Genomic DNA, 20,228 nt, shown 5'->3' with positions numbered 1-20,228 from the left:
AATGACCGCCCGCCTCCGCATCGCCCTCGCCCAGTTCGACTTCCCGGTCGGCGCCATCGCCCGCAACGCCGAGCGCATCGCGGCGATGATCGTCGAGGCGCGCGACCTGCATCGGGCCGACGTGGTGCTGTTCCCGGAGCTTGCGCTCAGCGGCTATCCGCCGGAGGACCTGCTGGCGCGGCCGCAGTTCCTGGTCGACTGCGAGGCGGCGCTGCTGCGCATTGCGGCCGGCGTGGACGGGATCGTGGCGATGGTGGGCTGGCCGCAGTCGGCCGGCAGCGTGGTCTACAACGCGGTGAGCGTGCTGCGCGAGGGGGCGGTGGAAACCACCTGCCGCAAGCGCGAGCTGCCCAATTACGCGGTGTTCGACGAGCGTCGCCATTTCGATGTCGATCCCGATGGCGGCCCCTGCGTGGTCGACGTCGACGGCGTCGCCGTCGGGCTGCTGATCTGCGAGGACCTGTGGTTCCCGGAGCCGCTGGCGCAGACTGTCGCGGCTGGCGCGCGACTGGTGCTGGTGCCCAACGCATCGCCGTTCGAGCGCGACAAGCATGCCCAGCGCGATGCGCTGCTGGAGGCGCGCACGCGTGAAACGCAGGCGGGCGGGGGCGCGGTGGGGCTGGCCTACCTCAACGCCGTTGGCGGGCAGGACGGGCTGGTCTTCGACGGTGCCTCGCTGCTGGCCGACGCCAGCGGCCACGTGCATCCGGCCGCGCGCGCGTTCGAGGAGCACTGGCTGGTTGCGGATTTCGACGCCGCGACCGGTGCATTCACCCCGGTCGCCTGGCCGGTCGAGGAAGACGAGGGGCGCGAGGCGCTGGCGTGGCGCGCGATCGTGCTGGGCACCCGCGACTACTGCCGCAAGAACGGCTTCAACAAGGCCTGGCTGGGGCTGTCGGGCGGCATCGATTCCTCGCTGGTGCTGGCGATCGCGGTGGATGCGCTGGGCGCGGAGAACGTCACTGCGGTGCGGATGCCCTCGCGCTACACCGCCGGGCTGTCCAACGACCTGGCGCAGGAGCAGTGCGACGCGCTGGGCGTGGAACTGCTGGCACTGCCGATCGAGAAGCCGTTCCAGGGGTTCCTCGATGCGCTGGGCGACGTGTTCGCAGGCCGCCCGGTCGACACCACCGAGGAGAACCTGCAGTCGCGTATCCGCGGCGCGCTGATGATGGCGCTGTCCAACAAGTTCGGCGGGCTGCTGCTGACCACCGGCAACAAGAGCGAGTACGCGGTCGGCTACGCGACGATCTACGGCGACATGTGCGGCGGCTATGCGCCGATCAAGGACCTGTACAAGACCGAGGTGTTCGCGGTGTCGAAGTGGCGCAACGCGGTGGCCGGGGCGCCGGTGATCCCGCCGGCGGTGATCGCGCGGCCGCCGTCGGCGGAGCTGCGCGACAACCAGCTCGACCAGGATTCGCTGCCGCCCTACGACGTGCTCGACGCGATCCTGCTGCGCCACGTCGACCAGGAGCAGGCGCGCGACGAGATCGTGGCTGCCGGGTTCGACGCCGCCACCGTTGACCGCGTGCTGCGGCTGGTGCGCACCAGCGAGTGGAAGCGCCACCAGGCCGCACCCGGGCCGAAGGTCTCGCGGCGGGCGTTCGGGCGCGAACGGCGCTATCCGATCAGCAACGGATACGGTGGCTAACCCGCACGAGCGCCCCATGGGCGCGATGTTAGCGCGGCGCAGGCCATCGCGCCCGTGGGGCGCTCCTGCGAAAAAAGCCGCCCGGAGGCGGCTTTTTCCCGGCGGCGCGGCGGGCGCCTACTTCTTCTTGTCGTTGTCCAGCGCCGACTTCTCGCCCGCGAACGGGTTGAGCTTGCGGATCGTCCACGGGTAGTCCGGCCAGTGGCCGGTCAGGTATGGGTGCTGCGGGTCGTTCTGCTGCAGCACGCGTTTGGCGTCGGCGGCCAGCGTGTCGTTGCCCAGCCGGGTGTAGGCCTCGGCCAGCAGGGCGACGGCGTCGTTCTGGTACTCGCTCTGCGGATAGGTTTCGAGCAGGTACTTGGCGCGCTCCACCGCGCTGACGTTGGCGCCGCGGCGCAGGTAGTACAGCGCGACCTCCATGTCGTGGCGGGAGAACAGGTTGCGCAGCGCCACCATGCGCTGGCGCGCGTCGGCGGCGTAGCGGCTGTTGGGATAGCGGGTGGTGACGGTGTTGAAGTCGTTGTAGCCCTGCATCGGCGTGGCCAGGTCGCGACGGCTGGCGTCGAGCTTCCACACCTTCTGCAGGAACACCGTGTCGCGGTTGGAGTTCACCAGCCCGCGCAGGTAGTACATGTAGGCGATGTTGCGGTGGGTGGGGTAGGTGCGGATGAAGCGGTCGATCGACGAAATCGCTTCTTCGTTGTTGCCGCTCTTGTACTGGGCGTAGGCGGTTTCGATCAGCGCCTGCTCGGTGTAGGCGCCATACGGGTACTGCGCGACCAGCCGCTTGTAGGTGGCCACGGCGCCGTTCCAGTTGCCGCCATGCATCTGCTTCTGGCCCTTGGTGTAGATCTCCTCGACCGGCTGTCCCTCGAGGGCATCCTTGTCCTTCTTGAACAGGCCCTTCACGCGAGCGCAGCCCGAGGCCGTGAACAGCACCAGCAGCAACAGGAGCAAGACATTGCGGACGTGGCGCGAAGCGGGCTGGCGTGGGGTCATGGGAAACCGATTGGTCGCGGGAGGCACGAAGGGCGGATAATAACAGCCCGTGATGGCCATCGCGGTCCGCGCCTGAACCGATACCGTCCCCATGCCCAGTTCCCCAGCGCCCGAGCGCGCCCAGCCCGAACAGCGCAGCGCCCGCGTGCCGGAGGCCGACGCCGGCCGCCGCTTCGACGCCGTGCTCGCGGGCCTGTTCCCCGAATTCTCGCGCTCGCGCCTGGCCGAATGGATCAAGGCCGGCGACGCCCTGCTTGACGGCGCGCGCGTGCGCCCGCGCGATCCGGTCCGCGGCGGCGAGGAGGTAACCCTGGCGGTGGTGCTGGATACCCAGACCGAGGCCGAGCCGCAGGATCTCCCGCTCACGATCCTGCACGAGGACGCCGACGTCTTCGTGATCGACAAGCCGGCCGGGCTGGTGGTGCATCCCGGCGCGGGCAATCCCGACGGCACCCTGGTCAATGCGCTGCTGTTCCGCGACCCGGCGCTGGCGGCCCTGCCGCGCGCGGGCATCGTGCACCGGCTCGACAAGGACACCTCCGGGGTGATGGTGGTGGCGCGCACGCTGCAAGCGCACGCCGCGCTGGTCGAGCAGCTCTCGGCGCGCGCCGTGCACCGGCAGTACCTGGCGATCGTGGTCGGCGCACTGGTCAGCGGCGGCACGGCGCATGCGGCCATCGACCGCCATCCGCGCGACCGTCTGCGCATGGCGGTGCGCGACGACGGCCGCGATGCGGTCACCCATTACCGCCTGCGCGAGCGCTTCCGCGCGCACACCGCGCTGGAGTGCCGGCTGGAAACCGGCCGCACCCACCAGATCCGCGTGCACATGGCGCACCTGAAGCATCCGATCCTCGGCGATCCGCTGTACGGCGGGTCGCTTCGGCTGCCGCGCGGGGCCTCGGAAGAGCTGATCGCCGCGCTGCGCGGGTTCAGGCGCCAGGCGCTGCATGCCGAAACCCTGGAATTCATCCATCCGCTCGGCGGCGAGCCGCTGCGCTGCAGCGCGCCAGTGCCTGCGGACATGCTCGAACTGATGCGCCTGCTGCGCGAGGACAGCGCGGCGCAGGCGGGGACGGGGCGGCGTTGAGCGGGCGCGGGCACCCAAGCGACAGCGCGATATTCGCGCTGGACGCCGACTGGGATGCACCGCCCAGCGTGCACGCCTTCACCACGCAGCGATTCGGCGCCGGCCGCTCGCAGCCGCCGTTCGACAGTTTCAACCTCGGCAACGCGCGTGCCGCCGATGGTGACGATCCCGGCGTGGTCGCGCGCAACCGTGCCGAACTGGACGAGCGTGCCGGACTGCCGTCGCCGCCATGCTGGCTGCGGCAGGTGCACGGGACGCGGGTGCTGCGATTCGAAGCGTCGACGGCCGACGAGCCCGAGGCCGACGCCGCGGTGACTTCGACGCCGGGTGTCGTGCTCGCGATCCTCACAGCCGACTGCCTGCCGGTGGCGTTCGCCGCCCGCGACGGCAGCGAGCTGGGCGTGGCGCACGCCGGCTGGCGCGGTCTGGCTGCCGGCGTGCTCGAGGCAACGGTCACGGCGATGCGCACGGCACCCGCCGATCTCGTCGCCTGGCTCGGCCCGGCGGCCGGACCGGGCGCCTACGAAATCGGCGAAGAGGTATTCGAGGCGTTTACCTCGCGCGACCGGCGGGCCGAAGCCGCATTCGCGGCAACGCGTCCCGGCCACTGGCGCGTCGACCTGTACGCGCTGGCGCGCCTGCGGCTGGCCGATGCCGGCGTGGCCGCGGTCCACGGCGGCGGCCTGTGCACGATTTCCGAGCCGCGGCGCTTCTTCTCCCATCGCCGCGACGGCCGCAGCGGCCGCATCGCGACCCTGGCCTGGATGACATGACGCCGACCCTGTTCCAGGGGCTGCTCGGAGCTTCGTTCTACTCGCTGCCGCCGGCGGTGCGCGCGCTGCACGACGTCCGCGGCAGGGCCACCTATGCCGGCCGGGCGACGATCGTGCGCGGCCGCAATCCGCTGGGGCGGCTGTGCGCGAGGGTCGCCCGCCTGCCGGCGGCACGCGAGGATGTCGCCACCGCCGTCACCTTCGACGCGCGTCCTGCCAGCGAGACGTGGCACCGCGATTTCGGCGGCCAGCCGATGCAGTCGCGCCTGCACCGCGAGGGCAGGATGCTGGTCGAGCGGCTCGGCCCGCTGCGCTTCCGTTTCGCGCTGCACGTGCAGGACGACGCGCTCTGGTGGCGGGTTGGCGGGGTGCGCCTGCTGGGCGTGCTGCCGCTGCCGGCGTCGCTGTTCGACCGCGTGTATTGCCGCGAAGGCGAGCATGCAGGGCGTTACACCTTCCAGGTCGAGGCCGCGCTGCCGCTGTGCGGGCAACTGATCCACTACGAGGGCTGGCTTGAAGCCGTCGACCCCGCCTGAGCCGGCAGCCGGCGGCGCCATCGTGGTGTTCGACGGCGTCTGCGTGCTGTGCAGCGGCTGGGTCGGCTTCCTGCTGCGCCACGATCGCGCGCGGCAGTTCCGCTTCGCGGCGATGCAGGGCGAGGCGGGACGGGGGTTGCTCGATGCGCACGGGCTCGATCCGGACGATCCGATGTCGTTCCTGCTGCTCGACGCGTCCGGCGCGCGTACCGACAGCGACGCGATCATCGCGGTGCTGGCGCGGCTCGGCGGCGCCTGGCGCGGCGCGCGCCTGCTGCGCATGGTGCCGCGCCGGCTGCGCGATTCGTTGTATCGCCGGCTGGCGCGCAACCGCTATCGCTGGTTCGGCAGGCGCGACGCGTGCCACCTGCCATCGGCGACGGAACGCGACCGATTCCTGTAGGAGCGCCCCATGGGCGCGATGGGCTCTACCCGTGATGTCCCATCGCGCCCATGGGGCGCTCCTGCGTGGTCTTTGGGGTTCCGCGACATCCCCGTGACCCTCCCGCATCGACACTGGACCCTCGACCCACGAGATCCGCCATGACCATCCAGACCCGCGCCGGACTCGCCGATGTTCCCGGCGTCGCCCCGATCCGCGACGCCGCCACCGCCGGCTTCATCTTCAACCACACCATGCTGCGCGTGCGCGATCCTCGGGCATCGCTGGATTTCTACACCCGCGTGCTCGGCTTCGCGCTGGCGCGCAAGGTGGATTTCGAGCAGGCGAAGTTCTCGCTGTACTTCCTGGTGCTCGCCGAGCTCGACGACCTGCCCGACGGCGACGAAGCGCGGCGGCAGTGGCTGGCGCGCCAGCGCGGCGTGCTCGAACTGACCCACAACCACGGCACCGAATCGCAGCCTGGCCCGGTCTACCACGACGGCAACAGCGAGCCGCGCGGCTTCGGCCACATCTGCGTGAGCGTGCCGGACGTGCGCGCCGCCTGCGTGCGGCTGGAGGCGCTGGGCGTGCCGTTCCAGAAAAGGCTCGGCGACGGCAGCATGCGCGACATCGCCTTCATCCGGGATCCGGACGGCTACTGGATCGAGCTCATCCAGCCGACGCCGCTGGAGAACTGAGTCGCCATGGCATATCAGCCCATGATCGTGTAGGTCGGGGCAAAGCCCCCGACGGCTTCCAGCGATTGGACCGAACCTGATGCCTGGCGACGCGGGCGTCGGGCGCGTAGGCCCGACCTGCGTCCCGACGATCATTGAAAGCGTCGGGAGCGCGGCCCCGACCGACGTCTCACAAGATCTTGAAACCATCGCGGTCAACCCTATTTCATGGGCATTGCCGGCGCTGCCGGCCATCCTGATCCCGAGGGCCTTCCCAGATGCGCATGGACAAACTCACCTCGCGTTTCCAGCAGGCGCTGGCCGACGCGCAGTCGCTGGCCGTGGGCCGCGACCACAACCTGATCGAACCCGCCCACCTGCTGCTGGCGCTGCTCGACCAGTCCGGCGGCGGCACGCGCCCGCTGCTCGCACAGGCCGGCGTCAACGTGCCGGTGCTGCGCGAGCGGCTGGCCGAGGCGCTGGACAGGCTGCCGAAGGTGTCGGGACAGGACGGCAGCATTTCGGTCGGCAACGACCTGTCGCGCCTGCTCAACGTCACCGACAAGCTGGCCCAGCAGCGCGGCGACGCGTTCATCGCTTCGGAGCTGTTCGTGCTCGCCGCGCTCGACGACAGGGGCGAGGCGGGCCGTGCGCTCAAGGCCGCCGGTGCGGACAAGGCGAAGCTCGAAGCGGCGATCGACAACATGCGCGGCGGTGAGAAGGTCCAGGACGAGAACGCCGAAGACGCGCGCCAGGCGCTGGAGAAATACACCATCGACCTCACCGCGCGCAGCGAGAAGGGCAAGCTCGACCCGGTGATCGGCCGCGACGAGGAGATCCGCCGCACCATCCAGGTGCTGCAGCGCCGGACCAAGAACAATCCGGTGCTGATCGGCGAGCCGGGCGTGGGCAAGACCGCGATCGTCGAAGGCCTCGCCCAGCGCATCGTCAACAACGAGGTGCCCGAGGGCCTGCGCGGCAAGCGCGTGCTGTCGCTGGACATGGGCGCGCTGATCGCCGGGGCCAAGTTCCGCGGCGAGTTCGAGGAGCGCCTGAAGGCGGTGCTCAACGACCTGGCCAAGAACGAAGGCCAGATCATCCTGTTCATCGACGAGCTGCACACGATGGTCGGCGCCGGCAAGGCCGAAGGCTCGATGGACGCGGGCAACATGCTCAAGCCGGCACTGGCGCGCGGCGAGCTGCACTGCATCGGCGCGACCACGCTCGACGAATACCGCAAGTACGTCGAGAAGGACGCCGCGCTCGAGCGCCGCTTCCAGAAGGTGTTCGTGGGCGAGCCGAGCGTGGAGGACACCATCGCGATCCTGCGCGGATTGAAGGAGCGCTACGCGGTGCACCACGGCGTGGAGATCACCGACCCGGCGATCGTCGCCGCGGCCACGCTTTCGCACCGCTACATCGCCGACCGCCAGCTGCCGGACAAGGCCATCGACCTGATGGACGAGGCCGCCTCGCGCATCCGCATGGAGATCGACTCCAAGCCGGAGGAACTCGACCGCAAGGAGCGGCGGCTGATCCAGCTCAAGATCCAGCGCGAGGCGCTGAAGAAGGAGAAGGACGCCGAATCGAAACAGCGCCTGGCCGACCTTGAGGCCGAGATCGAAGTGCTCGAACGCGAGTACAACGACCTGGAGGAAGTGTGGAAGGCCGAGAAGGCCACCTTGCAGGGCGCAACGAAGGTCAAGGAGCAGATCGAGGCGGCCAAGCTCGAACTCGAATCCGCGCAGCGCCGCCAGGACTTTGCCGCGATGAGCGAGATCCAGTACGGCCGCCTGCCGGAGCTGGAGAAGCAGCTCAAGGCCGCGCAGGAGGCCGAGACCCAGGGCTTCACCCTGCTGCAGGACAAGGTCACCGCCGAGGAGATCGCCGAGGTCGTCGCGCGCTGGACCGGCATCCCGGTCAGCAAGATGCTCGAGGGCGAGCGCGAGAAGCTGCTGAAGATGGAAGAGGTGCTGCACGCACGCGTGGTCGGCCAGGACGAGGCGGTCAGGGTCGTGTCCGACGCCGTGCGCCGCTCGCGCGCGGGCCTGAGCGATCCCAACCGCCCGAGCGGTTCGTTCCTGTTCCTCGGCCCGACCGGCGTGGGCAAGACCGAGCTGTGCAAGGCACTGGCGGAGTTCCTGTTCGACAGCGCGGACGCGATGATCCGCATCGACATGAGCGAGTTCATGGAGAAGCATTCGGTGGCGCGGCTGATCGGCGCCCCCCCGGGCTACGTCGGTTACGAGGAAGGCGGCTACCTCACCGAGGCCGTGCGCCGGCGCCCGTACAGCGTGATCCTGCTCGACGAAGTGGAGAAGGCGCATGCGGACGTGTTCAACATCCTGCTGCAGGTGCTTGACGACGGCCGCCTGACCGACGGGCAGGGGCGCACCGTGGATTTCCGCAATACCGTGATCGTGATGACGTCCAACCTGGGCTCGCAGATGATCCAGGAGCTCAACGGCGACGACTCACCCGAGGCCTACGTGCAGATGAAGGCCGCGGTGATGGGCGTGGTGCAGTCGCACTTCCGCCCCGAGTTCATCAACCGCCTCGACGACATCGTCGTGTTCCATCCGCTGGACAAGGCGCAGATCAAGTCGATTGCGCGGATCCAGATGCGCGGCCTGGAAAAGCGCCTGGGCGAACGCGGGATCCGCATCGAGGTTTCAGACAAGGCGTTCGAACTTCTCGGCAACGTCGGTTTCGATCCGGTCTACGGCGCACGGCCGCTCAAGCGGGCGATCCAGCAGCAGCTGGAGAACCCGCTGGCGACGAAGATCCTCGCCGGCGAGTTCGGCAACGGCGACACGGTGAAGGTGGACGCGGAGGGCGGGGCGCTGGTGTTCGCGAAGGGCTGATGCGCGGCGGCCGCGCGGCCGGTCAGCCTGCCGCGCGCGCGGGCCGGTATGGCGGCGTGGACATCACCATTTCCGCAAGCGAATAGGCCAGCTCGCGCTCGGCCAGCAGCGCGCCGTCGGCGCCGCGTTCGAGCAGGTGCCTGACCTCGGCATCGCTGTGCGCGCGCGCCAGCACGGTGATCGCGGGGTTGAGTGCCTTGAGACGGGCGATCGCCTCGCCGGCCTCCAGCGCCTGCGCGATCGCGAACACCACCAGTTTCGCGCGTCCGGGCGCGGCTTCATGCATCACCCGCTCGGCGGCGATGTTGCCGCGCACCGCCGGAAAACCGGCGTCGCGCGCGTGCGCCACGCTGTCGGCATCGTCCTCGACCACCACCACCGGCACGCCGCGTGCCTGCAGCAGCGCGGCGAGCTGGCTGCCGACGCGGCCGTAGCCGACGACGATGGTGTGGTCGGTGATGCTGTCGGGCACGTGGTGGGCGGCCGCGTCCTCGGCCAGGATCGCGGCGGCATCGCGCGACTGCTGCTCCTGCTCTCGCGCATCCTGCCTGGCTTGCCAGCGGTCGAGCACGCCGAACAGCAGCGGGTTGAGCATGATCGAGATCAGCGCGCCGGCCAGCACCAGGTCCTGCGCGGCCTTCGGCATGATCCCAAGCGTCACGCCCAGGCCGGCGATGATGAAGGCGAACTCGCCGATCTGCGCCAGGCTCGCCGAGATCGTCAACGCGGTGCTGTTGGGATGCCCGAACGCGCGCACGATCACGTAGGCCGCCGCGGACTTGCCGAAGATGATGATGGACGCGGTGGCCAGCACCAGCAGCGGCTGTTCGACCAGGATGTGCGGGTCGAACAGCATGCCGACGGAGACGAAGAACAGCACCGCGAACGCGTCGCGCATCGGCAGTGAGTCCTGCGCGGCCTTGTGGCTGAGCTCGGACTCGTTGAGCAGCATGCCGGCGAAGAACGCGCCCAGCGCCAGCGAGACCCCGAACAGCTCGGCCGACCCGAATGCCACCCCCAGCGCGATCGACAGCACCGCCAGCGTGAACAGTTCGCGCGAACCGGTGCCCGCGGTGCGCTCGAGCAGCCACGGGATGACGCGGCGCCCGAACACCAGCATGACCGTGACGAACAGCGCCACCTGCACCAGCGTGGCCAGCACCTTCGCCAGGATCGTGCCGAAGGTGACCGCGTCGCCGCTGTTGGCCACGCTGGCGGCCACCGGCATCAGCACCAGTGCCAGCACGCAGGCCAAGTCCTCGACGATCAGCCAGCCCACGGCGATGCGCCCGCGCCGCGATTCGAGCAGGCGCCGCTCCTCCATCGCGCGCAGCAGCACCACGGTGCTGGCGGTGGCCAGCGAGAAGCCGAAGATGATGCCGTGCAGCGTCGGCCAGCCGAGCAGCGCCGACAACCCCCAGCCGAGCCCGGTGGCGACGGCGATCTGCACGATTGCGCCGGGGATGGCGATGTACCTGACCGCCATCAGGTCCTTGAGCGAGAAATGCAGGCCGACGCCGAACATCAGCAGGATCACGCCGATCTCGGCCAGCTGCGGCGCCAGCGACTGGTCGCCGACGAAGCCGGGGGTGAACGGGCCGGCGACGATCCCGGCGACCAGGTATCCCACCAGCGGTGACAGCCGCAGTCGCTGCGCAGCCATGCCCAGCACGAAGGCGAGCACGAAGCCGACGCACAGGATGGCGATCAGCGAAGTGTGATGCGGCATCGCGGATCCGGCGGGGAACGGGAAACGATAGTGACCGGCGGGCACGGTCGATGCAATGCGCTCCGGATGCGGGCGTCACGCAGGAGCGGCCCATGGCCGCGAGCTTTTCGTACCCCGGCATTTCGCGAAAAGCTCGCGGGGCGTGGGCCGCTCCTACGGGGTGTGGTGCCGCGACGGTGTTACCAGGTGTAGGCGACCCTGCCGTACACGTAGGCACCGTTGAACCCGCTCGGCGACTGGCTGCTGTACGGGAACTGGTTGTGGTTGGCGTTGGCCGCGATGGTGCGGTCGGGGTACTGGTCGAGCAGGTTGTCGGCGCCCAGGGTCAGCGTCCAGCGATCGCTGGGCTTGAAGCTGGCCGAGGCGTCGACCGTCCACATCGCGCCGTAGGTCTGGTCGAGGGCCGGGTTGCCGCTCTCGCTCACGCGGGTCGTGAAGTCGCCGTAGCGGGTCGCGCCCGCGTTGAAGCTCCAGCGATCGAGGTTCCAGTTCGCGCCCAGCGTGACCTTGTCGCGCGGGAAGCCTTCCTCGATCCGGCCCTGCTCGTCGCGGCCCACGCGCCAGAACGTGGCGCCCAACTGGTTGAGCACGGCCGGGTTGGGCGCGATGCGGGTGATGTCGGTCTTGTTGTAGTTGTAGCCGGCGGTCAAGGTGAGCTTGCTGCTCTCCAGTTCGACGTCGTAGCTGCCGACCACGTCGATGCCGCGGGTGCGGGTGTCGATGGCGTTGTTGAAGTAGCGCAGCGCGGTGACGCCCGTGATGCCGAGGTCCTGGAGCAGCTGTTGCGCGGCCGGGTTGGTACCGACCAGCAGGTTGGACGACAGCACGATTCGGTCGTCGACCTCGATCTGGTAGGCGTCGATCGTGACGTACAGCCGGTCGAGCGGCTGCAGCACCAGGCCCAGGCTGTAGGACAGCGAAGTCTCGGCCTGCAGCGGTTCGGCGCCCAGCGCGCGCGCGGCGGGACTGGTGGCGGGGAAGGTGCCCGAGTCGAAGAAGCGGTCCAGCGCGCCGTTGTAGTTCGAGGTCACTACCTGGTAGTGCTGCTGCGACAGCGACGGCGCGCGGAAGCCGCTGGCCACCGTGCCGCGCAGCGCCACCGCGTCGCTGAAGGCGTAGCGTGCCGACAGCTTGCCGGAGGTTTCACTGCCGAAATCGCTGTAGTCCTCGTAGCGCCCGGCGATGCCGGCGGAGAACTTGTCGGTGAAATCGGCCTCGAGTCCCGCGTAGACGGCGTAGCTGTCGCGGTCGAAGTGGCCCGAGTTGCTCGGCGTGAAGCCCTGGAAGCCCTGCGCGCCGCCGCCGTTGTAGGAGTCGGGCTCGCCGGGCGACTGGTTCCACTTCTCGCGCCGGTATTCGGCACCGAACGACAGCGTGGCCGGGTACGCCAGGCCCCAGTCCAGGGTCTTGGTCACGTCGGCGTTGACCACGTTCTGGGTGTACTCCAGCGCGCCGTCGTAGAAGCTGGTCGGGCTGGCGGTGCCGAGGCTGTAGTTGATCGTGTTCTGCGTCCGGAAGCCGATGTGGTTGTAGCCGTAGTTGTAGCTCACGTCCCAGGTCCAGCCGGCATCGTTGCCGCCCTTGAGGCCCGCGACGAGCGAGCGGTCCTGCGACAGCATCGCGATCTCCGGCACGTAGCCGTCCGGATAGAACTGCGCCAGCAGCGCGCCCTGGCCGCTGTGGTTTTTCGAGCGGTTGAAGGCGTACGAGATGATGTCGCGGTTGCTGGCGATCGCGGTGGCGTAGGCGCTGAGGTTGTCGCTGAAGTCGAATCCGGCATTGGCCGAGACCGCGGCCGAGTCCACCTGCGGGTCGCCGTAGATGTAGGCCACCTCGCCCAGGCCCGGATTGTTGCCCTGGTCGGGCAGGGTGGCGGGCGTGAACGGCTGGAACGGGCCGGCGCGGTTGGTCTCGTCCTGGCTGCCGGCCTGCCCGGCGACGTGGACGAAGCCGCGGTCGTCGGCGAAGCGCAATCCGGTGTTGCCGGAAAGCTGGTATTGCCTGCCGTCGCCGGCCGAATACTGGCCCGCGTCCACGGCGATGCTGCCGCCGGTCTCGCTGCCCTTGAGCACGACGTTGACCACGCCGGCGATGGCGTCGGAGCCGTACTGCGCCGAGGCGCCGTCGCGCAGCACTTCGACGCGCGCAATGGCCGCGACCGGGATCGCGTTGAGGTCCACCGCCGACGAACCGCGGCCGATGCTGCCGTTGACATTGAGCAGCGCCGAGACGTGGCGGCGCTTGCCGTTGACCAGCACCAGCACCTGGTCGGGCGACAGGCCGCGCAGCTGCGCCGGGCGGATCGCGCTGGTGCCGTCGGTCACCGCCGGGCGCGGGAAGTTCAGCGACGGCAGCACGCGCGCCAGCGCGGTGGCCAGCTCGGTGGTGCCGGTGGCCTGCAGCGCCTCGGGCGTGATGATGTCGATCGGCGACTGCGATTCGGCCACGGTGCGGTCGCTGACCCGGGTGCCGGTGACGATCACGGTGTCCAGCGTGCTGGCCTTGGCCTTCGATGGCGCGGCGGCGTCCGGCGCGGCGTCCTGGGCAAGCGCGGGAGCGCTGGCGATGGCGGCCAGCAGGGCGAGCGCGAGGGTGGTCGGAGCGGGGCGATGGGTCACGGGGGATTCCTTGCACGGCGTTCAGGGAAGTCCGGTGTAGCACGGCCGCCGCGCAGCTGCAATCGCTGCATCCGCATGAAGCGATATTTCCATCAGCGCAACGATGAAGCGCCCGCGCCGCCGCCATCGCCCGGGGCATCTGATGAACACCTGTGGCAGCAGGATCGGTCGCGAGCGTATCGGGCTCGCAGGAGTGCGATCGCGCCTTGCAAGGTTGCCAGCCGGGCGCAGCAATCCGGTTCCCTTGCAATGGAAGGCCGGTTCCCGTTTGCGCTTGGCGTGAGGCGGCCTGCGCCTGTCCGTCGGCGACGAAACGCTCGCGGCTGGACCCGCTCCCGTCGCCATGCGTGCGGTCGCGGGGCACTGCGCCTGTAGAATGCGCGCCCCATGATCGCCTTCAAGAATTTCGCGCTGCGGCGCGGCGAGCGCCTGCTGCTCTCCGACGTCGACCTCGCCCTGCACGCCGGCTGGCGCGTCGGCGTGGTCGGCCGCAACGGCACCGGCAAGTCGAGCCTGTTCGCGGCGATCCGCGGTGAGGTCGAGGCCGACCGCGGCGATATCGACGTGCCCAACCGGGTGCGCATCGCCAGCATCGCGCAGGAAATGCCGTCGCTGCCGGACGCCGCGCTCGACTTCGTGATCGGCGGCGATGCCGCGCTGGCGGCCGCGCTCAAGGCCGAGGCCGACGCGCTCGCGGCGGAAGACTGGGAAGCGGTGGCCAACGCCCACCACCGGCTGGAGGAAGTGAACGGCTACGACGGCGCCGCGCGCGCCGGCAAGCTGCTGCACGGGCTGGGCTTTTCGGCCGACCAGCAGCAGTGCGCGGTGGCGACGTTCTCCGGCGGCTGGCGCGTGCGCCTGAACCTGGCGCGCGCGCTGATGACGCCCAGCGACCTGCTGCTGCTCGACGAGCCCACCAACCACCTCGACCTCGACGCCGTGCTGTGGCTCGAGCAATGGCTGCTCAAGTATCCGGGCACGCTGCTGCTGATCAGCCACGACCGCGAGTTCCTCGACAACGTCAGTACCCACACCCTGCACCTGCAGGGCGGCGGGGCGAAGCTGTACGTCGGCGACTACACCGCGTTCGAGCGCCAGCGCGCCGAACAGCTGCGCCAGCAGCAGATCGCGCACGACAAGGAACAGGCCGAGCGCGCGCACCTGCAGAGCTTCATCGACCGGTTCAAGGCCAAGGCGAGCAAGGCCAAGCAGGCGCAATCGCGGATGAAGCGGCTGGCCAAGCTGGCCGGCACCGAAGCGGTGCGCGCCGAGCGCGAGATGCGGATCGAGTTCCCGGCGCCGCTGCGGTTGCCGCATGCGCTGTTGCGGTTGAACCACGCCGATTGCGGCTACGCATTCGAACCCTCCCCTTCAAGGGGAGGGCAGGGTGGGGATGGGGTTGCTCGCCGCGTGGGGGAAACCCATCCCCTCCCCAACCCTCCCCTTGAAGGGGAGGGAGCCAAGAGCACCACCATCCTCACCAACGTGGGCTTCGGCCTCGAAGCCGGCGACCGCATCGGCCTGCTCGGTGCCAACGGCGCGGGCAAGTCGACCCTGGTCAAGACGCTGGTGGGCGAACTCGAACCGATCGCGGGCGAGCGCTACGCGCACCCGGACCTGCGCATCGGCTACTTCGCCCAGCACACGGTGGAAGCGCTGCGCGCCGGCACCTCGCCGATCGACCACCTGCGCGAGCTGTCGCCGGACGCGTCCACGCAGGCCTTCCGCGATTTCCTCGGCAAGTGGAACTTCCCCGGCGACCGCGCCTTCGAAAGCATCGACGGGTTCTCCGGCGGCGAGCGCGCGCGCCTGGCGCTGGCGCTGATCGCGTGGAAGCAGCCCAACGTGCTGCTGCTCGACGAACCCACCAACCACCTCGACCTGGACATGCGCGAGGCGCTGGCCGAGGCGCTCTCCGACTTCGACGGCGCGATCGTGCTGGTCTCGCACGACCGCCATCTGATCGGACTGGTCAGCGACACTTTCTGGCGCGTGCACGACGGCGTGGTCGAACCTTTCGACGGCGACCTCGACGAGTACGCCGCGTGGCTGCGCTCGCGTTCGGGCGAGTCGCGCTCGTCGTCGAATGCCGGTGCCGCATCCGCGAAGCCCGGCGGCGCGATCTCCGCAGGCACGCCGGCAAAAACCACCAGGCCGGCGAAGGTCAATCCGCACAAGCTGGCCCAGGCCGAGTCGCGGGTCGAGGCGCTGGCGGCGCAGCTTGCCGAGGTTGAATCAAGCCTCGCCGACCCCGGCGCCTACGCCGACGGCGGCAAGCGCGTCGCCGAGCTGGGCGTGCGCCAGGCCGGGTTGCGCGCGCAGATGGAAGCCGCCGAAGCCGAGCTGCTGGCGCTCTACGACGCGGCGTGATCGCGCGCCGTCTTCTCGGTGCGCACACATCGCACCGCGATAATCGCCCGCTGGCCCGACGCGGCGGCGATACAGGCCGGCGCCCGCACACGGAAGGCGCATGAACCGCGAACTGATCTACCTGCTGTTGATCCTGGGCTTGCTGGTGATCCCGCGCGCGCTGCAGCGCTTCAATATTCCGGCACCGATCACCTGCCTGGTCTTCGGCATCGGCGCGATGCTGGCGTGGGGCGCGAAGACCCACGATCCGGTGGTGGCGCTGCTGTCGACGCTCGGGATCTCGTCGCTGTTCCTGTTCGCCGGGCTGGAGGTCGACCTGCGGGCGCTGCGCCGCGGGCTCTGGCCACTGCTCGCGCACCTGGCGATCCGCGTGGCGATGCTGTGCGGCGTGGCTTGGCTGGCGTGGCGCTATCTCGACCTGGGATGGCAGGCGGCGGGGCTGCTGGCGCTTGCCCTGCTGACGCCGTCCACCGGCTTCATCCTCGACACGCTCGAGCGGCTCGGGCTCGACGAGGAAGAGCGCTTCTGGGTGACCAGCAAGGCGATCGCCGGCGAACTGCTGGCGCTGGCGGCGCTGTTCGTGGTGCTGCAGGCAGGAGATCCGGCGCAGCTGGGGGTGTCGAGCGTGGCGATGGCGGCGATGCTGGTCGGCCTGCCGCTGGCGTTCATCGCGCTGGGGCGCTGGATCGTCCCGCATGCGCCGGGCTCGGAGTTCTCGCTGCTGGTCATGGTCGGCATGGTGGCCGCCTACATCACCTACAAGCTGGGCGTGTACTACCTGGTCGGCGCCTTCGTCGCCGGCCTGATCGCGCGCCTGCTGCGCATCCGCATGCCGCGGCTGGCGTCGAACGACAACATCCACGCGCTGCGGCTGTTCGCGACGTTCTTCGTGCCGTTCTACTTCTTCCACGCCGGCACCCTGGTCTCGCGCGAGGCGCTGAGCTGGGAGGCGCTGGGGATGGGACTGCTGATCACCGCGGTGATCGTTCCGCTGCGGGTGGCGACGGTCTGGCTGCAGCGGCGGGTGCTGTTCCGCGGCGAGCGCAGGCACAGCACCCTGCGGGTCTCGATCGCGCTCACGCCGACGCTGGTGTTCACCCTGGTGCTGGTGGAGATCCTGCACAGCCGCTTCGGTATTTCCGCCGCGCTGTCCGGCGCGCTGGTGCTCTACACGACCTTGAACACGCTGTTGCCGTCGCTGCTGCTGAGGATGCCGTTCGATGTCGATCCGGTCGACGGAGGCTACCTGCATCCCGAGGACAAGGCCGCCACGGCCAACCGGATCGTGGAGCAGGGCGGAAGCAGCCCGCGCGGTGCGGTCGAGGCGGACGCGCCGCAGGGCGCCTGAGAACGGCGGGAGATTGTGACCGGGGGCCGCGGTCGGTTAGCTTGGCTGCATGAGAATGCCGAACCGCCCGACGTTCACCGCACTTGCCGTCGCAGCCCTGCTGCCGTTCGCAGCGTGTTCCACCCAAGGCAAGCCCGAAGCCGCCGCGACGGCCGCGGCTGCCGAAGTGGAGGCCGCCCCGGCGGATGCCTTCCTCGCCGCGCTCGCCAGCCATTGCGGGCTGGCATTCGCCGGGCGCATCGTCGCCGACGAGCCGGCGTCGCCCGCGCCCGACGCGTTCGCCGGCAAGCCACTGGTGATGCATGTGCGCGGCTGCGAAGAACCGACGCGCGAGCTGCGCATTCCGTTCCACGTCGGCGACGACCGCTCCCGTACCTGGGTGGTCACGCGTACCGCCGGCGGCCTGCGCCTGAAGCACGACCATCGCCACGAGGACGGCAGCGACGACGTGCTGACGATGTACGGCGGCGACAGCGTTGCGCCCGGCACGGCGGCGCGGCAGGCGTTCCCGGTGGATGCCGAGTCGATTGCCCTGTTCGAGCGTGAAGGATCGGCGGCATCGGTGGCCAACACCTGGGCGATGGAAGTCGAGCCGGGCAAGCGCTTCCTCTACGAACTCTCGCGCCCCGGCGGGCGGCTGTTCCAGGTCGAGTTCGACCTCTCGCGTCCGGTCGAACCGCCGCCACCGCCTTGGGGCAGCGAAACGTAGGCCAGCGCGACGCGGGCGATCGAACCGGGGACGGCAGGGCGTGGCTTGACGGCGCACGGACCCGTAGAACGAGTGCCGACGACACGTCGCACGCTTGAAATCCGGCGCCCAGGCCCCAGACTGGCGCGCATCCAGACACGCGCCGTACGTCCACCATGCCGATCTACGCTTACCGCTGCGCCGCTTGCGGCCACGACTTCGACCGCCTGCAGAAGATGTCCGATCCCGACCCCGACACCTGCCCGTCGTGCGGAGCGGCCGGCGACGTGCATCGCCAGGTCACCGCGCCGGCGTTCCGCCTGGCGGGCAGCGGCTGGTACGAGACCGACTTCAAGAAGGGCAGCGACAAGAAGCGCAACCTGGTCGAAGGCGGGGAGGGCGCCGCCAAGGCCGAGCCGGCCAAGCCGGCGAAGGAGGCCGCGACGCCGGCCAGGCCCGAAGCGAAGCCGGCGGCCAGCGGCGGCTGAACGCCGCGGGCGCCTCGGTGCGTCCCGAACTACGCGCGGCAGCCGTCGCGCACCCAAACAGTGGGACGCGGCAACCGTTAAAATGGCGTATTCCGGCAAACCGCCGGCATGATCGCCGGCGGCGCCAGGTCGCCGGTTCGCCATTCCTGGAGCCCCCATGCGTACCCATTTTTGCGGCCTGATCGACGAGTCGCTGATCGGCCGGACCGTCACCCTGTGCGGCTGGGCCGACGTCGCCCGCGACCTCGGCGGCCTGTGCTTCATCGACCTGCGCGACCACGAGGGCATCGTGCAGGTGGTGGCCGAGCCGGGCGACGCCGCGGGCAACGCGGCCGTGATCGCGACCGCGGCGAAGGTGGGCTACGAGGACTGCCTGCGCGTGACCGGCACGGTGCGCCGTCGCGAGAGCGTCAACAACAAGATCCGCACCGGCCAGGTGGAAGTGGTCGCGACCGCGATCGAAGTGCTCAACAAGGCCGAGCCGCTGCCGTTCCACGCCCACGAGAACGCCGGCGAGGACATCCGCCTCAAGTACCGCTACCTCGACCTGCGCACGCCGAAGATGCAGCGGATGATGCGCACCCGCATCAGGCTGGTGCAGGCGCTGCGGCGCTGGCTCGACGCGCGCGGCTTCCAGGACATCGAAACCCCGATCCTGACCAAGGCCACGCCCGAGGGCGCGCGCGATTTCCTGGTGCCCGCGCGCATGCACCCGGGCGAGTTCTACGCGCTGCCGCAGTCGCCGCAGCTGTTCAAGCAGATCCTGATGGTGGCCGGCTTCGATCGCTATTATCAAATCGCGCGATGCTTCCGCGACGAGGCGCTGCGCGCCGACCGCCAGCTCGAGTTCACCCAGCTCGACATGGAATTCGCATGGGTCGACGAAAAGACCGTGCAGGACACCACCGAGGCGATGATCCGCGAGGTGTTCCGCGAGGTGATGGACGTGGAGCTGGGCGAGTTCCCGCGCATGACGTATGCCGAAGCGATGCGCCGCTACGGCTCGGACAAGCCGGACCTGCGCTTCGATCTGGAGCTGGTGGACGTCGCCGACCTGGTGAAGGACAGCCAGTTCAAGGTGTTCACCGACTGGGCCAGTGCCGACGGCGGCCGCGTCGCCGCGCTGCGCATCCCGGGCGGCGCGTCGCTGTCGCGCAAGCAGATCGACGAGTACGCCGCCCACGCCGCGAAATACGGGTCCAAGGGCCTGGCCTACGCGAAGATCGACGAGGCCGGGGCGGTCAGTTCGCCGATCGCCAAGTTCTTCGACGAGGCCGCGTTCGCCGCGCTGTTGCAGGCGGTCGTCGCCGGCAACGGCGACATGGTGTTCTTCGGCGCCGGCGTGTATCGCACGGTCAGCGAATTCATGGGCGCGGTGCGGCTCAAGGCAGGCAGGGACTTCGGCATGATCGCCGACACCTGGAAGCCGCTGTGGGTCACCGACTTCCCGATGTTCGAGTGGGACGACGAGGAAAACCGCTACGTCGCGCTGCACCATCCCTTCACCGCGCCGGCGGTCGACGACGAGGCCGACCTTCGTGCGAACGCGAAGAACGCGGTGAGCCGCGGCTACGACATGGTGCTCAACGGCAACGAGATCGGCGGCGGTTCGATCCGCATCCACCGTTCCTCGATGCAGAGCGCGGTGTTCGAACTGCTCGGCATCGGCGCCGAGGAGGCAGAGGCCAAGTTCGGCTTCCTGCTCGACGCGCTCAGGTACGGCGCGCCGCCGCACGGCGGCATCGCCTTCGGCATCGACCGCATCGCCGCGCTGATGGCCGGCACCGAGTCGATCCGCGACGTGATCGCCTTCCCCAAGACCACCACCGCGCAGTGCCTGATGACCGGCGCGCCGTCGCCGATCCCCGACCGGCAGCTGGCCGAGGTGCACGTGGCGGTGCGGCCGAAGGCAGCCGGCTGACACCCTCTCGTGTAGGAGCGGCGGAAGCCGCGAACTTTTCGGTGAACAAAGAGCAAAAGCTCGCGGCTTCCGCCGCTCCTACAATTCGTGC

Annotated in this window: 15 protein-coding genes; 12 read left to right on the top strand and 3 right to left on the bottom strand. The window is 69.7% G+C overall.

Annotated elements, in window-relative coordinates; translation table 11 throughout:
• Position 1 precedes the first annotated feature (1 nt).
• A complete protein-coding gene (locus H570_RS0111115; protein ID WP_027080801.1) occupies positions 2-1,654 on the top strand; it encodes an NAD+ synthase in 1,653 nt (550 codons plus the stop codon).
• Positions 1,655-1,771: 117 nt separating this feature from the next.
• On the opposite strand, the gene H570_RS0111110 is transcribed toward H570_RS0111115, so the two are convergent.
• Positions 1,772-2,653: an outer membrane protein assembly factor BamD gene (locus tag H570_RS0111110; protein ID WP_027080800.1), complete on the bottom strand. Its 882-nt coding sequence runs from the start codon at positions 2,651-2,653 to the stop codon at positions 1,772-1,774.
• 91 nt (positions 2,654-2,744) lie between these two features.
• Between H570_RS0111110 and rluD the strand changes: the two genes are divergently transcribed.
• The 6 genes from rluD (at position 2,745) to clpB (ending at position 8,975) form a co-directional block, all read left to right on the top strand.
• Positions 2,745-3,743, top strand: coding sequence for a 23S rRNA pseudouridine(1911/1915/1917) synthase RluD (rluD, locus tag H570_RS0111105; protein ID WP_027080799.1), 999 nt, complete (start codon positions 2,745-2,747; stop codon positions 3,741-3,743).
• Positions 3,740-4,516 (top strand): peptidoglycan editing factor PgeF, encoded by a 777-nt coding sequence (gene pgeF / locus H570_RS0111100; RefSeq protein WP_051176323.1) that lies wholly within the window; start codon positions 3,740-3,742, stop codon positions 4,514-4,516. The genes rluD and pgeF overlap by 4 nt, the downstream gene beginning before the upstream one ends.
• Positions 4,513-5,052, top strand: a complete 540-nt coding sequence (locus H570_RS19140) for a DUF4166 domain-containing protein (RefSeq protein ID WP_036136005.1) — start codon at positions 4,513-4,515, stop codon at positions 5,050-5,052. Before pgeF ends, H570_RS19140 begins: the two co-directional genes overlap by 4 nt.
• Positions 5,030-5,455 carry a thiol-disulfide oxidoreductase DCC family protein gene (locus tag H570_RS19135; protein WP_027080796.1) on the top strand — a complete coding sequence of 142 codons (426 nt, stop codon included), beginning with the start codon at positions 5,030-5,032 and terminating at the stop codon, positions 5,453-5,455. The genes H570_RS19140 and H570_RS19135 overlap by 23 nt, the downstream gene beginning before the upstream one ends.
• A 140-nt stretch (positions 5,456-5,595) precedes the next feature.
• Positions 5,596-6,132, top strand: a complete 537-nt coding sequence (gene gloA / locus H570_RS0111085; RefSeq protein ID WP_036136002.1) for a lactoylglutathione lyase — start codon at positions 5,596-5,598, stop codon at positions 6,130-6,132.
• Positions 6,133-6,389: 257 nt separating this feature from the next.
• Positions 6,390-8,975 (top strand): ATP-dependent chaperone ClpB, encoded by a 2,586-nt coding sequence (gene clpB, locus H570_RS0111080; RefSeq protein ID WP_027080794.1) that lies wholly within the window; start codon positions 6,390-6,392, stop codon positions 8,973-8,975.
• 22 nt (positions 8,976-8,997) lie between these two features.
• Here clpB and ybaL read toward each other — a convergent pair whose 3' ends face one another.
• Positions 8,998-10,704, bottom strand: a complete 1,707-nt coding sequence (gene ybaL / locus H570_RS0111075) for a YbaL family putative K(+) efflux transporter (RefSeq protein WP_027080793.1) — start codon at positions 10,702-10,704, stop codon at positions 8,998-9,000.
• A gap of 179 nt (positions 10,705-10,883) precedes the next feature.
• Entirely contained in the window at positions 10,884-13,322 is a 2,439-nt protein-coding gene (locus H570_RS0111070; protein WP_027080792.1) for a TonB-dependent receptor plug domain-containing protein, read from the bottom strand.
• A gap of 387 nt (positions 13,323-13,709) precedes the next feature.
• Here H570_RS0111070 and H570_RS0111065 point away from each other — a divergent pair, with 387 nt between their 5' ends.
• From H570_RS0111065 to aspS, 5 genes are all read left to right on the top strand, one after another.
• The gene (locus tag H570_RS0111065; protein ID WP_027080791.1) at positions 13,710-15,692 is read left to right on the top strand and encodes an ABC-F family ATP-binding cassette domain-containing protein; all 1,983 of its coding nucleotides are present in this window, start codon (positions 13,710-13,712) and stop codon (positions 15,690-15,692) included.
• A gap of 100 nt (positions 15,693-15,792) precedes the next feature.
• Positions 15,793-17,040: a cation:proton antiporter gene (locus H570_RS17285; protein WP_084500090.1), complete on the top strand. Its 1,248-nt coding sequence runs from the start codon at positions 15,793-15,795 to the stop codon at positions 17,038-17,040.
• A gap of 49 nt (positions 17,041-17,089) precedes the next feature.
• Positions 17,090-17,749 (top strand): hypothetical protein, encoded by a 660-nt coding sequence (locus H570_RS0111055; protein ID WP_027080790.1) that lies wholly within the window; start codon positions 17,090-17,092, stop codon positions 17,747-17,749.
• Positions 17,750-17,904: 155 nt separating this feature from the next.
• On the top strand, positions 17,905-18,216 hold the full coding sequence (locus H570_RS0111050) for an FmdB family zinc ribbon protein (RefSeq protein ID WP_027080789.1): 312 nt from the start codon (positions 17,905-17,907) through the stop codon (positions 18,214-18,216).
• Positions 18,217-18,373: 157 nt separating this feature from the next.
• The gene (aspS, locus tag H570_RS0111045) at positions 18,374-20,137 is read left to right on the top strand and encodes an aspartate--tRNA ligase (protein ID WP_027080788.1); all 1,764 of its coding nucleotides are present in this window, start codon (positions 18,374-18,376) and stop codon (positions 20,135-20,137) included.
• Positions 20,138-20,228: the final 91 nt, after the last annotated feature.

The sequence above is a fragment of the Luteimonas mephitis DSM 12574 genome, from assembly GCF_000422305.1.
Classification (GTDB): domain Bacteria; phylum Pseudomonadota; class Gammaproteobacteria; order Xanthomonadales; family Xanthomonadaceae; genus Luteimonas; species Luteimonas mephitis.
This window is presented reverse-complemented; position numbering and strand designations above follow the sequence as displayed.

What these genes read in the sequence shown, in the direction of transcription:
- H570_RS0111050 (WP_027080789.1), top strand. Translation starts at nt 17,905, where the DNA reads ATGCCGATCTACGCTTACCGCTGCGCCGCTTGCGGCCACGACTTCGAC.
- H570_RS0111065 (WP_027080791.1), top strand. Translation starts at nt 13,710, where the DNA reads ATGATCGCCTTCAAGAATTTCGCGCTGCGGCGCGGCGAGCGCCTGCTG.
- rluD (WP_027080799.1), top strand. Translation starts at nt 2,745, where the DNA reads ATGCCCAGTTCCCCAGCGCCCGAGCGCGCCCAGCCCGAACAGCGCAGC.
- ybaL (WP_027080793.1), bottom strand. Translation starts at nt 10,704, where the DNA reads ATGCCGCATCACACTTCGCTGATCGCCATCCTGTGCGTCGGCTTCGTG.
- H570_RS0111055 (WP_027080790.1), top strand. Translation starts at nt 17,090, where the DNA reads ATGAGAATGCCGAACCGCCCGACGTTCACCGCACTTGCCGTCGCAGCC.
- H570_RS19140 (WP_036136005.1), top strand. Translation starts at nt 4,513, where the DNA reads ATGACGCCGACCCTGTTCCAGGGGCTGCTCGGAGCTTCGTTCTACTCG.
- H570_RS0111110 (WP_027080800.1), bottom strand. Translation starts at nt 2,653, where the DNA reads ATGACCCCACGCCAGCCCGCTTCGCGCCACGTCCGCAATGTCTTGCTC.
- H570_RS0111115 (WP_027080801.1), top strand. Translation starts at nt 2, where the DNA reads ATGACCGCCCGCCTCCGCATCGCCCTCGCCCAGTTCGACTTCCCGGTC.
- H570_RS17285 (WP_084500090.1), top strand. Translation starts at nt 15,793, where the DNA reads ATGAACCGCGAACTGATCTACCTGCTGTTGATCCTGGGCTTGCTGGTG.
- aspS (WP_027080788.1), top strand. Translation starts at nt 18,374, where the DNA reads ATGCGTACCCATTTTTGCGGCCTGATCGACGAGTCGCTGATCGGCCGG.
- clpB (WP_027080794.1), top strand. Translation starts at nt 6,390, where the DNA reads ATGCGCATGGACAAACTCACCTCGCGTTTCCAGCAGGCGCTGGCCGAC.
- gloA (WP_036136002.1), top strand. Translation starts at nt 5,596, where the DNA reads ATGACCATCCAGACCCGCGCCGGACTCGCCGATGTTCCCGGCGTCGCC.